General features: G+C 47.6%; 11 protein-coding genes and 4 tRNA genes. 5 read left to right on the top strand and 10 right to left on the bottom strand.

What is annotated here, in order from left to right; genetic code table 11:
* Positions 1-161: 161 nt before the first annotated feature.
* Positions 162-1,331 (top strand): FAD-dependent monooxygenase, encoded by a 1,170-nt coding sequence (locus L1N97_RS01895; RefSeq protein WP_236128665.1) that lies wholly within the window; start codon positions 162-164, stop codon positions 1,329-1,331.
* A gap of 535 nt (positions 1,332-1,866) precedes the next feature.
* Here the strand turns inward: L1N97_RS01895 and L1N97_RS01890 are convergent.
* From L1N97_RS01890 to lolB, 10 genes are all read right to left on the bottom strand, one after another.
* Positions 1,867-1,941: transfer RNA gene (locus L1N97_RS01890), tRNA-Gln, on the bottom strand.
* 21 nt (positions 1,942-1,962) lie between these two features.
* Positions 1,963-2,037 (bottom strand) — tRNA-Gln (locus tag L1N97_RS01885).
* A 32-nt stretch (positions 2,038-2,069) separates the two neighbouring features.
* Positions 2,070-2,154 (bottom strand) — tRNA-Leu (locus L1N97_RS01880).
* A 21-nt stretch (positions 2,155-2,175) separates the two neighbouring features.
* Positions 2,176-2,252, bottom strand: a tRNA-Met gene (locus L1N97_RS01875).
* 226 nt (positions 2,253-2,478) lie between these two features.
* Complete coding sequence (gene ychF, locus L1N97_RS01870; RefSeq protein ID WP_229585452.1) at positions 2,479-3,570, bottom strand: redox-regulated ATPase YchF; 1,092 nt, start codon at positions 3,568-3,570, stop codon at positions 2,479-2,481.
* 47 nt (positions 3,571-3,617) lie between these two features.
* Positions 3,618-4,220, bottom strand: coding sequence for an aminoacyl-tRNA hydrolase (gene pth, locus L1N97_RS01865; RefSeq protein WP_229585453.1), 603 nt, complete (start codon positions 4,218-4,220; stop codon positions 3,618-3,620).
* The gene (locus L1N97_RS01860) at positions 4,220-4,825 is read right to left on the bottom strand and encodes a 50S ribosomal protein L25/general stress protein Ctc (protein WP_226749688.1); all 606 of its coding nucleotides are present in this window, start codon (positions 4,823-4,825) and stop codon (positions 4,220-4,222) included. The genes pth and L1N97_RS01860 overlap by 1 nt, the downstream gene beginning before the upstream one ends.
* A 272-nt stretch (positions 4,826-5,097) precedes the next feature.
* Complete coding sequence (locus tag L1N97_RS01855; protein ID WP_236128664.1) at positions 5,098-6,033, bottom strand: ribose-phosphate pyrophosphokinase; 936 nt, start codon at positions 6,031-6,033, stop codon at positions 5,098-5,100.
* Between the two features lie 214 nt (positions 6,034-6,247).
* Positions 6,248-7,099 (bottom strand): 4-(cytidine 5'-diphospho)-2-C-methyl-D-erythritol kinase, encoded by an 852-nt coding sequence (gene ispE / locus L1N97_RS01850; RefSeq protein WP_236128663.1) that lies wholly within the window; start codon positions 7,097-7,099, stop codon positions 6,248-6,250.
* Positions 7,096-7,704, bottom strand: coding sequence for a lipoprotein insertase outer membrane protein LolB (gene lolB, locus L1N97_RS01845; protein ID WP_236128662.1), 609 nt, complete (start codon positions 7,702-7,704; stop codon positions 7,096-7,098). The genes ispE and lolB overlap by 4 nt, the downstream gene beginning before the upstream one ends.
* An 80-nt stretch (positions 7,705-7,784) precedes the next feature.
* On the opposite strand from lolB, the gene hemA reads away from it, so the two are divergent.
* From hemA to L1N97_RS01825, 4 genes are all read left to right on the top strand, one after another.
* Entirely contained in the window at positions 7,785-9,032 is a 1,248-nt protein-coding gene (gene hemA / locus L1N97_RS01840) for a glutamyl-tRNA reductase (protein ID WP_236128661.1), read from the top strand.
* An 18-nt stretch (positions 9,033-9,050) separates the two neighbouring features.
* Complete coding sequence (gene prfA / locus L1N97_RS01835; protein WP_236128660.1) at positions 9,051-10,142, top strand: peptide chain release factor 1; 1,092 nt, start codon at positions 9,051-9,053, stop codon at positions 10,140-10,142.
* Positions 10,142-10,969, top strand: a complete 828-nt coding sequence (gene prmC, locus L1N97_RS01830; protein WP_236128659.1) for a peptide chain release factor N(5)-glutamine methyltransferase — start codon at positions 10,142-10,144, stop codon at positions 10,967-10,969. The genes prfA and prmC overlap by 1 nt, the downstream gene beginning before the upstream one ends.
* A gap of 207 nt (positions 10,970-11,176) precedes the next feature.
* Positions 11,177-12,742 (top strand): DUF3369 domain-containing protein, encoded by a 1,566-nt coding sequence (locus L1N97_RS01825; protein ID WP_236128658.1) that lies wholly within the window; start codon positions 11,177-11,179, stop codon positions 12,740-12,742.
* The last annotated feature ends 3 nt before the right edge of the window (positions 12,743-12,745 follow it).

The following is a 12,745-nucleotide window of genomic DNA, read 5'->3' as shown; positions in this document are numbered from 1 at the left end:
GTACAAAGGGGCGCGCAAAATGCCGCATTTTTCGGCACTCGTCAATGTTTTTTCCGGTTATTTTCTAAGCGCAGGTTGCCTACCGGAAATTTGTTGTTAACCTTAGCAAAATTCGCACTAAATTACCTGCCGTTTTTAGGCAGCGGTACAAGGCAACACAGATGCAGAATACAGATATCATTATCAGTGGTGGTGGCATGGTCGGTGCCGCGCTGGCGTTGGCTTTAAGTCAGGCCGGGCTGACGGTCAGTTTAATTGAAAAGCATGCCCCAGCGCCATTCGACGCACAAAGCGAGATCGATTTACGCGTGTCGTCATTAAATTTACGCTCAGAGCGTTGGTTGCAGCAATTAGGGGCTTGGCAAGCGTTAGCCGCTATGCGGCTGTGTCCTTATCAGTATTTACAAGCAGGCGAAGCGAAAGCCTCGGTGCGTTTTGCTTCTGCAGACATTGCAGAGGACCATTTAGGGCATATTGTTGAGAATAACTTGGTACAGCTGGCGTTATGGCAACAATTTAACCGTCACGTGACGGTGATCACCGATACGCAGATCAGCGCGGTACAAGAAAACGATACAGCGGTGCAGGTCACATTGGCAGATGGGCAGCAGCTATCGGGCGCATTACTCATTGGTGCCGACGGTGCAAATTCTGTGGTGCGGCAATTTGCCGGCATTGGTACTCAGGGTTGGCAATATCAACAAGCGTGTTTAGTGGCCTATGTTGATACGCCTTATCCGCAACAGGATATAACGTGGCAGCAGTTTTACCCCAGTGGCCCACGGGCATTTTTACCTTTACCTGGTGCACGCGCGTCTTTGGTTTGGTATGACGAAGCGGCCAAGGTAAAACAGCTAGCACAGCTTACGCCAGCGGCGCTAGAGCAAGCGTTTATAACCGCCTTTCCGGCAGAGTTAGGCGCGGTTAAGCTGAAAGCTTCAGCGTGGTTTCCTTTGGCACGGATGCATGCGCAGCATTACGTTAAAGGGCGCTGCGTGTTAGCCGGTGATGCGGCCCATACTATTAATCCGTTGGCGGGGCAGGGGGTAAACCTCGGTTTTGCCGATGCGATGTTATTGGCTGATACGTTAATTGAGAATCAACAAGCCGGTCGCGATCTGGCCGATAATGCCAGTTTAAAGCAGTATCAGCGGCAGCGTAAGCTGCAAAATACCTTGATGATGAGCGCGATGGATGCGATTTATCAAACCTTCAGCCGTGATTCGGATACGCTGAGCTTTATTCGCCAGCAGGGGCTTCGGCTGGCCGCTAACGCGGGGCCCGCTAAACGCTTGCTAACAAAGTACGCTGTGGGTAATGGGGTGTTTTGATTAATCCTTAAGTCTTGTCTGCTTCTGCTGTTACTCTGTTATATAGGTTTGAGGTTGGTAATTCTGCGGCTTGGTATGCCGAGCAATTTGCTGCATGTTGCTTTTTTAGATTGTATCTAGAATTGAGTGTGAGCAGGTTTGATATTAATGCATCCAGTGGTTAAACGCGTCGTACAACTTTAACGAGGGACGCCGTAAACCCATCCATGGGGGCTCCTGTTTTTCATCCATGAAAAACACGCCCTCGTTCAAAGTGTACTCTGCGTTTACCACTTCGTCCTACATCTGCTTATTAGTGAGCATTTTTAGTAAATTTATGTAGTCAGGTAGCAAGCAGTATCCGTGCTGCTGTTTCGAAAATGCTACCGCATCTTCGGGTTTTAGTCGTATCGCTTGGCGATCAAGTTTGCTTGAAGTTAAAAGGATATAAGACGCAGCGTAAACCGCTGGATGAGACGTGCTGTAGCTAAAGCGTTGTATTTGATTGACGATTAGAAAACCGAAAACCCGACACGAGGTCGGGTTTTCTGAATAATGGCAGGGGCGGCTGGATTCGAACCAACGCATGGCGGGATCAAAACCCGCTGCCTTACCGCTTGGCTACGCCCCTACTGGGATGATAAAGAGTTAATGGCAGGGGCGGCTGGATTCGAACCAACGCATGGCGGGATCAAAACCCACTGCCTTACCGCTTGGCTACGCCCCTACAACAACTTTTTACTTACTTGCACCCTATTATGGTGCGGAAAGAGAGACTCGAACTCTCACGCCTCGCGGCGCTGGAACCTAAATCCAGTGCGTCTACCAATTCCGCCATTCCCGCATACAACAGTAGAGTAGGAAGTGGTGGCTACAGCGGGAATCGAACCTGCGACCCCAGCATTATGAGTGCTGTGCTCTAACCAGCTGAGCTATGTAGCCACTATAACTTGTCCTAAGCAAGTGGCGCGTATTATGCTGATCTCACTTATGAGCGTCAACCGTTTTTTTTCGATATTATACCAGTTGCAGTGTATTTGCCGAATTTATGTTCAGAGCGAGCAAAAACTAAACAGTAAATTTAAGTATGGGATAGTCCCCGAGAATTATCAACAACAAAAAGCCGGACACGAGGTCCGGCTTGGTATCGAGCGTTTAACCGCGAGGCTTAAACGTTAAAACGGAAATGCATAACATCGCCATCTTTTACAATGTAGTCTTTACCTTCAAGACGCCATTTACCGGCTTCTTTCGCGCCCGCTTCACCGTTGTATTGTACGAAGTCGTCATAAGCGACCACTTCAGCGCGGATAAAGCCTTTTTCAAAGTCAGTGTGGATCACGCCAGCGGCTTGTGGCGCAGTGGCACCAATTGCGACAGTCCAAGCCCGTACTTCTTTAACGCCGGCAGTAAAATAAGTATGTAAGCTAAGCAAAGAGTAACCACCACGGATCACCCGGTTTAAGCCTGGCTCTTCTAAGCCCATGTCGGCCATAAACTCATTGCGCTCTTCTTCGTCTAACTCCGCAATTTCCGATTCGATAGCGGCGCATACCGGTACCACGATGGCACCTTCTTTCTCAGCGATCGCAGTAACGATATCTAAGTAAGGGTTATTCTCGAAACCATCTTCCATCACGTTAGCAATATACATGGTAGGCTTGATCGTTAAAAAGTTCATGTAGGCAATCAGCGCCTTTTCTTCTTTTTCTAACTCAAGCTGGCGCAGGGTATGGCCCTGTTCTAAATGCGCCTTCACTTTTTCTAAAACCTGGATTTCTGCTTTAGCGTCTTTATCGCCGCCTTTTGCTTTCTTTTGAACACGGAAAATGGCGCGATCAGCGCTGTCCATATCAGATAGCACTAATTCCATGTTAATGGTTTCAATGTCATCGGCCGGATCAATTTTACCGGCAACGTGAATAATGTTTTCATCGTCGAAACACCGTACAACATGACCAATAGCGTCAGTTTCGCGGATGTTTGCTAAAAATTTATTACCTAAACCTTCACCACGGGAAGCGCCCTTGACTAAACCTGCGATATCCACAAACTCCATGGTCGTGGGTAATACGCGTTGCGGTTTAACGATTTCAGCCAGTTTATCTAAGCGTAAATCGGGTACTGGCACCACGCCGGTATTCGGTTCGATAGTACAGAACGGAAAGTTGGCGGCTTCGATGCCTGCTTTGGTTAAAGCATTAAATAAGGTGGATTTACCAACATTAGGTAAACCGACGATGCCACATTTGAAACCCATGAGTGTATCCTTTAATGTGCTATTAGCGACGGGAGTGTTCCGAAATTTTAGCTAGCCTGAAAGCTGTGTAATCGGTGCTGAGCTTTTACCAAGCCATCGCGAGCTAACAGGTCGAAACAGGCAACCGATTCATCGATGCAGCTATTAATCAGTGATTGTTCACTGCTTGGCGCTTTACCCAGAACAAAACCAGTTACCTGATCTTTGTGCCCCGGATGGCCGATGCCAAGCCGCAAGCGATAAAAATTGGGGTTATTACCCAACTTACTTGTGATATCGCGCAGACCGTTATGGCCCGCATGTCCACCGGCAAACTTAAATTTGGCTGTGCCGGGCGGTAACGCCAGCTCATCATGTACTACCAGAATGTGCTCTGGTGACAGTTTATAAAACTGTGCCATGGCCAAAACGGCTTTGCCGCTTAAGTTCATATAGGTCGATGGAATAAGTAATTTGAATTCTTGGCCGGCAAGCATGAATTTGCCAGTGTGCCCGAAAAATTTAGCTTCGGGTTTTAAGGTCGCATGATAGGTCCGAGCCAGTTGCTCAACGAACCACACGCCCGCATTATGACGGGTATATTGATATTCGGGGCCTGGATTACCCAGGCCCACGATTAGCTGAAGCTTTGGCTGAACAGCGTCAGACATTACTCAGCAGGTGTTTCTTCTTCAGCTTTACCAGCTGGTTTGTTTACAGATACTACAGGCAGGTCATGACCTTCGCCTTTAGTTAACTGAACAAAAGTAACACCTTTAGGTGCTTTGATGTCAGTTAAGTGTAAGGTTACGCCTACTGCAACATCGCTTAAATCTACTTCGATGAACTCTGGCAGATCCTGTGGTAAACAGGCAATTTCAACTTCGTTCATACCATGAACAACTACACCACCTTTCTTCGCACCGGCTTCTTCATTGATGAAGTGGATAGGAACAATAGTGTGTAACTCGTGGCCAGCTTCTACGCGTTGGAAGTCAACGTGTAAGATTTTTGGCTTGAACGGGTGACGTTGCATGGCTTTAACGATGGCTTTTACTTCTTCACCCGCGACGTTGATAGTCAGGATGTGAGAGTAGAAGGCTTCAACGCTTTGCGCTTTCAACAGTTTAGAGTGCTCTAAAGTGATTGATTGAGCGGCTACGCTGCCACCGTAAATGATAGCTGGAACTTTGTCTTCGTGACGTAGGCGGCGGCTCGCACCTTTCCCCAGGTCAGAACGGACTTCTGCGGTTAATGTAAAAATTGCATCAGACATGATGTACTCCAATAATTAGTATTTGTCCCGGCTTGCGACCAGCCGAAACCTGTTGCCTTTTGTAGCGTGACAAAAGGCGCGACATATTACCACCAGCCCCCGTTAGCTGCAAATGCAAATTGGCGGCATTGTGGCTGTGTCGCTATCTGATATGCTGTTTATCATTTTTCAGCGTCTAAGGATAAAACGCTCAGTGGCTTTTTAGCATGGCGTATTAGGCTTAAAAAAACCAAAAGGCGCCCTAAAGCGCCTTTATGATCGAAATCGTCTGCTTAATCGAACATCGAAGAAATCGACTCTTCGTTGCTAATACGACGAATACATTCGGCCAATAAATCACTTAAGGTTAGCTGACGTACTTTTGGAATGGCTTTCATCGCAGCGGATAATGGCACGGTATCGGTAATAATGAGTTCATCAATAACGGAATTACTGATGATTTCTGGCGCATTACCCGAGAAGACAGCATGCGTAGCGTAAGCAAAGACACGTTTCGCACCTTGCTCTTTTAAGGCTTCGGCTGCTTTACACAGTGTACCGCCCGTATCAATCATATCGTCAACGATAATACAATCACGATCACGTACATCACCAATAATATGCATCACTTGCGACACGTTAGCGCGCGGACGGCGCTTGTCGATAATCGCTAAATCAGCGTCATTTAACAGTTTAGCCACGGCACGCGCTCTGACTACACCACCGATATCTGGTGATACCACGATGGGTGATTGCAGATTTTTCTTGCGCATGTCATCCAGTAAAACCGGACTGGCAAAAACGTTATCCACCGGCACATCAAAGAAACCTTGAATTTGCTCAGCGTGTAAGTCAACCGTCAGCACACGGTCAACACCGACGCTAGACAGAAAATCAGCAACCACTTTAGCGGTGATAGGAACCCGAGCTGAACGTACACGGCGATCTTGACGCGCATAACCGAAGTAAGGCATCACGGCAGTGATCCGTCCGGCAGAGGCACGACGTAATGCATCAACCATCACGATCAGTTCCATCAAGTTATCGTTAGTGGGTGCACAAGTAGATTGGATAATAAAGACGTCTGAACCGCGTACATTTTCGTTGATTTGCACACTGACTTCGCCATCACTGAAGCGACCAACAGAGGCGTCTCCCAGTTTGATGTAAAGACGGCTGGCGATTTTGTTGGCAAGATCTGGTATGGCGTTACCAGCGAAAACCTTCATGTCGGGCACGGTAGGATCCTCAGGGCAGTGGTGAGTCCGGTTTAATCATTATAACGTCACAAAGGTTAAGCGTACCCAGTTTGTTGTTAAACCGACATATTATTACGTTGGCGTGTAACGTCCATGCACACTGTCATCAGGCTGCGTTGCCTGCAACGTATAACGTAATGATCGTGTTAGCAACTTATTCAGTAATACCTAACGTTTAGTGACATCAGCTGTTAGAGTCGGTATCTGTCAGCGCAGCCCATAATGGCGACTGGTTGACCCCTCTTGCGATAAAGCCTTGGCATGATGCGGGCAAATTCGCTAGGGCATGTTGAGCACTGGCCGCGTCCGGGAATTCGGCGAACACACTTGCACCAGTACCCGTCATTCGACACGGGGCGTATTCTAACAACCACTGTAAGGTCATTGCAACAATCGGATACAGCTGTTCGACCAAAGGCTGGCAATCATTTTGCCAATTGCGTTGCATTAAATCAGCCAAAACCATGGTAGGCGTATCACGTTTTAATTGCGGGTGGCTGAAAATAGCCGCCGTACTAATATGACAATGAGGTGTCACCACGAGATAAATTTTTTCGGGTAATTCGACAGCTTGTAAGCGCTCGCCAACCCCCTCAGCAAAGGCGGTAGTGCCATGCACAAAAACCGGGACATCTGCGCCTAAGCGTAAACCCAGTTCGGCAAGGTGCTGGGTAGACAGACCTAATTGCCATAACTTATTTAAACCATGCAGGGTCGTTGCTGCATCAGACGAGCCGCCGCCTAAGCCGCCACCCATGGGTAAGTTTTTTTCTAAATAAAGCTGACAGCCCGCTGCAGCGGGCGCAAAGGGTTTCAGCAGTTGAGCCGCACGATAAATTAAGTTATCGCTACCGTTAAGTGAAGGATCGCTACAACTTAGCGTTATTTCACCGCTATTGTCTGCTTTGAAATGTAAGCGGTCACCATAATCAAGCATCTGAAACAGCGTTTGCAGATTATGGTAACCGTCAGCGCGACGGCCTGTGATATGCAAAAATAAATTCAGTTTGGCCACTGCCGGTAACGAAAAACTCATGGTTGCCAGCTCCGGATCACTAAGCGAATGTGTGTATCATCGCTGCTTAATTCTAGTTGCTTGGGTAACGACAGCGCATCGGCAAAAAAGCTGCGATACGTTAATTGCCAGCGAATACCGGTGCTATCTTGTAACGTAAAGCGGGTTAAGCGTCCAGCAGCGTCATATTGCAACTCGGTGGCACTGGCGCCAGGTAAGCCGCGCAGCCATAACGGCATATCATGCAGCGGAATAGACCAACCGGCTAATTGCCACAACAAACTGCTGGCATCTGCCGCCTGATAACGTTCGCCTTTAACCAGTAATTCTGAAAAGTCTGTTTGCTGGGTCAGTTCAAATAAACTGATACCGAGCATATTAGCCAGCCGAGCTTGAAAATCGTTGGCATTAATCTGCTGCCAACGCAAATTACCACTGATCGATTCATTCGGCGCTTTAATGCCCATCGATGCTTGTACGGTAAAACTTTGCATGGCGTTTAATTGTTGTTGTCGCGCCGCGGCGTTCATCACGGGCTCGACGGGTGGCACCTTGGGTTTTAGGCTACAAGCGCTTAATAAAGCCACAAAAACTAACATACTCCATCGGCTATTCGGTAATGACACACTAAAGTCCTTTGCTTTTGCTTTTATTAACCTGGGCTTTTTCGTACAATTCGCCCCCTACAGAAACCATGATACAGGTGATGGCTATTTTTGCACTAGGCATAAATCACAAAACAGCTCCCGTTGCGCTGCGCGAAAAGCTGGCTTTTGCACCCGAACAGGTGCCTGAGGCCTTGCAACAATTGGCAGCGAAACTGCAGTTGGTCGATGCAGTGATTTTGTCTACCTGTAATCGTACCGAGCTGTATTTTAGCGGTGGTGCTGAACAAGCCGAGCAAGTGGTGCAGTGGTTAGCGCAGTTTCATCAATTGTCGTTACCGGATTTACAACCACACCTTTACTTATTTCAAGATCAGCAAGCGGTGCAGCATTTAATGCGCGTGGCGGCAGGGTTAGATTCTTTGGTGTTGGGTGAGCCGCAAATTTTTGGGCAGGTGAAGCAGTCTTATAATCAATCGCGCCAAGCGGGTACGATCCAGCCATTATTCGAGCGGCTTTTTCAAAAGACTTTTGCTGTTGCTAAAGACGTGCGCACCGAAACAGAGATTGGCGCTAATGCGGTATCGGTTGCTTTTGCTGCCGTTACGTTGGCAAAGCAGATTTTTGGCAAATTAGATAATGTGCGGGTACTTTTGATTGGCGCAGGTGAAACCATTGAACTGGTTGCGCGGCATTTGTCTGAGCAGGGCGCAACTAAATTAAGCGTGGCGAACCGCACCTATGAGCGAGCCGAAAACCTGGCTAAGCAATTTAATGCCCAAGTGTTAACCTTAGCGCAGGTGCCATCTCGTTTAGCTGAAGCCGATATTGTGATTTCCTCAACGGCCAGTACCTTACCTATTGTGGGCAAGGGGATGGTTGAGCAGGCGTTACGGCAGCGTAAGCATAAACCGATGTTCTTGGTCGATTTAGCTGTGCCGCGAGATATTGAGCAGCAGGTGTCTGAGTTAGAAGATGCTTACCTTTACACCGTAGATGATTTACAAAGCATTGTGGCGCAAAATTTAAACCATCGACAACATGCCGCTGCACAAGCGGGGGTGATGATCGAAACGGGCGCTAACGAGTTTCAGCAATGGTTACTTTTACAGGATAAAGCCGATTGGCTGCGTGATTATCGGCAGCGTTGCGAACAAGTGAAACAAGAATTGCTTGTCCGAGCACAAAACCAGTTGGCCGCAGGGCAAGATCCCGAAAAAGTGCTGCAAGAGATGGCCAATAAACTGAGTAATCGTTTAATGCACAGCCCAACGCAAGCCATACGTCAATTATTACAATCCGAGCAACCGGACGCGTCCGAGTTGGTTAAGGTCTTAGTCGATTTATAATCAGGTTAACAGGTTAAAATGAAAGAGTCGGTATATCGTAAGCTCGAAGCCTTAGTAGAACGCTACGAAGAAGTGCAAGCGTTGCTAAGTGACGCAGGCGTTATTAGCGATCAAAAACGTTTTCGTGAGTTATCAAAAGAATTTAGTCAGTTAGAAGATCTTAACAAAGCCTTTCGTAGCTATTGTCAGGCGCAAGACGATTTGCAAATGGCTGAAGAAATGCAAAAAGATCCCGATCCTGACATGCGGGAAATGGCGCAAGAAGAGTATAAATCTGCTCGTGCCAGCATTGAAGCGCTTGATACTGAACTGCAAATTTTGTTACTGCCCAAAGATCCTAACGACAGCAATAGCTGCTTTTTAGAAATTCGCGCCGGTGCCGGTGGCGATGAAGCCGCCATTTTTGCCGGTGATGTGTTTCGAATGTACAGCCGTTTTGCTGAAAAACAACGCTGGCGCTTAGAAGTGGTCAGTGCCAGTGATGGTGAGCACGGTGGTTTTAAAGAAGTTATCGCACATATTCAAGGTGAGGGCGCCTTTGGTACCTTGAAATTTGAATCGGGTGGCCATCGTGTGCAGCGCGTACCCGCAACCGAATCGCAAGGTCGGGTGCATACTTCCGCTTGTACTGTGGCCATCATGCCGGAGATCCCAGAAAGTGAAGCCATTGAAATCAATCCGGCTGATTTAAAGGTGGATACCTACCGCGCTTCTGGCGCCGGTGGACAGCACGTTAACCGAACTGACTCCGCTATTCGGATCACTCACTTACCAACGGGTATCGTGGTGGAGTGTCAGGATGAGCGTTCGCAGCATAAAAACCGTGCCCGTGCGATGAGCGTGCTGCAATCACGTATTCAAGCGGCCGAAGATGAAAAGCGCCGTTTAGCAGAGCAAGACACTCGCCGTTCATTAGTGGGCAGTGGCGATCGTTCAGAACGTATTCGCACGTACAACTTTCCACAAGGCCGCTTAACCGATCATCGAATTAACTTAACCATTTATCGCTTAAACGAAGTAATGGAAGGTGAATTAGCCTTGGTGATTGAGCCATTGAAGCAAGAGCATCAAGCTGACTTATTAGCCGCGTTAGCGGATGAAAACCGTTAATGCAGCTGCAGCCTTGGTTGCAGCATAGCGCCGCGTTGCTGCAAAGCTGTTCTGATAACCCGCTACACGAAGCCCGGCTGTTGCTCTGTCGGGTATTAAACTGCAGCAGCAGTTTTTTATATACTTATCCAGAACGTCTGTTAAGTGCCACTGAACTGCAAGAGCTCGAGCGCATGTTAAAGCGGCGTGTAGCGGGTGAGCCCTTAGCCTATATTTTTGGTTACTGGCATTTTTTTGGTTTAGAGTTGGCTGTAGCGCCCAGTACGTTGATCCCTCGACCTGATACCGAAGTGTTGGTAGAACATGTTTTAACGCTGCCCTTAGCTGCTGATGCAAGAGTACTCGATTTAGGCACTGGCACTGGCGCTATTGCCTTAGCGTTGGCGAGTGAGCGCCCGACTTGGCAGATCACGGCGGTTGACCTTCAGCCAGAGGCCGTCGCCTTAGCACAGCGTAATGCGGCTACTTTAAAGTTACCTCAAGTGCAAGTGCAACAAAGCCGTTGGTTTAGTCAGCTTGCTGCACAGCAATATCAGTTAATCGTCAGTAACCCCCCTTATATTGAAGCTGAAGATCCGCATCTTTGTGCCTTACGCTATGAGCCTTTAAGCGCTTTGGTTGCTGCCGAGCAGGGCTATGCCGATTTGCAACATATCATCACTAATGCTCCCCAGCATCTGACCCAAGGCGGTTGGTTGTGGCTTGAGCATGGCTTTGAACAAGCGCCGCTGGTAAGACAGATGTTAGTTGCGGCGGGTTTTGAGCAAGTGAGCTCGGTGAAAGACTACGGTGGTCATTGGCGCATCAGTGGCGGACAACTTAATTAGCTGCCGGTTAGCAGAGCATTCGCGCTGTTTCTATCCTTTAAAGCTTAATTAGCTCCCTCTGCTTTCTTCACGATTAGGTGCTTTAGCTTTTTTGTTTGCACGCCCCCATCATCAGGCACAACCCCCAAGGCGGATGGTGACAAATTTTTTGACGTGTAACGAAAAGCAGCTTATAACCATATAAGTTTTTTGGAGGGAGCCACCGAGATGTCTGAGCAATTTTTGTTTGCAGATGAACCACAGTTAGAAGTCACAGTATCCAATGGCACTTGGAAAGTATTGATCGTGGATGATGAGTCTGAAGTGCATGTGGTAACACGTCTTGCACTGAGTGACTTCAGTTTTCAACAAAAGAAATTATTATTTATCAGCGCCTATTCTGGCGCAGAAGCACAGCAAATCATGTCTGAACAACACGATATTGCCATTGTATTGCTCGATGTCGTGATGGAAACCGATGATGCCGGTTTACAAGTCGCGCGTTATATTCGGGAGCAGTTAAATAATCAATTTGTGCGGATTATTTTACGTACCGGTCAGCCAGGGCAAGCGCCGGAGCGGCAGGTAATAGTGGATTATGATATCAACGATTACAAATCAAAAACTGAGTTGACGGCGCAAAAGTTATTTACCGTAATGATGTCAAGCTTACGCTCTTACCGCGATATTATTTCCATCGAACAGAGCCGACAAGGCTTGGCGAAAATCATGGATGCCTCCGTCGATTTGTTTTCTTCACATTCGATGGAACAATTTATTGATGGTGTGTTGCAACAACTGACCTCGGTGCTTGGCTGTGATCAAGACGCTTTATTGGTCAGTTCTTCTTTAGTTGCTGGTAATGTGCGCACTAGTGATCCACGCGAGCTGGTGGTGTTTGCTGGGCAAGGCGAATTTGAGCAAAAAGAAGGGCGACCTATTCAAGAGGTACTTGAGAAACCCTTACTCGATGCCTTTGAGCAAGCGTTAAGTTCCAAAGCCATTGTGTATCGTGATAATTATTTGGTTGCGTATTGCAGCAGTAAATTTACCCATGGGTCTTTGTTATATATATCTGGTTTACCCGGCCCGATGAGCGAAAACCAACAAAAGTTGGTGCAGTTATTCGCACAAAATGTACAAATTGCTTATGAAAACGTGCAATTACAGCACGAAGTTGAAGATACACAGCGTGAAATTGTTTATCGGTTAAGTGAGGCGGTTGAGCAGCGCTCGGTGGAAACCGGCAATCACGTACGGCGCATTGCTTTTATTTGTTACGAGTTAGCCATTGCCTATGGTTTAGCCAAAGAGGATGCCGAATTACTGATGTATGCTGCGCCGCTGCATGATGTTGGTAAAGCGGGGATCCCTGATGAAATTTTAAATAAACCGGACAAACTCACCGCTGAGCAATGGTCTGTAATGAAACAGCACACCAACATCGGTTTTAACATACTAAAAGATTCGAAGCGTTCTATTATTCAGGCAGGCGCAATCATCGCACGTGAACATCATGAGCGTTGGGATGGTACGGGCTACCCTGATGGTAAAAAGGCAGAAGAGATCCATGTGTTTGCGCGTATTGCGGCATTGGCCGATGTTTATGATGCGTTAAGGCATCGTCGCTGTTACAAAGAAGCTTGGACTTTACAGCAAGTCACCGCTGAGATTAATGCGCAAGTCAATCGGCAGTTTGAACCTAAAATGGTGGCAGCCTTTAACCAGATTGTATCGAAGCTTGAAGGCGTACTGCAAAAATATCCAGATAGTGGTAACGTAGCGCCACTTTAATTT

The sequence above is a fragment of the Rheinheimera sp. UJ63 genome (assembly GCF_021568285.1).
Lineage (GTDB): Bacteria > Pseudomonadota > Gammaproteobacteria > Enterobacterales > Alteromonadaceae > Alishewanella > Alishewanella maricola.
The sequence above is the reverse complement of the archived record's forward strand: the minus strand, read 5'-3'. Positions and strand labels throughout refer to the sequence as shown.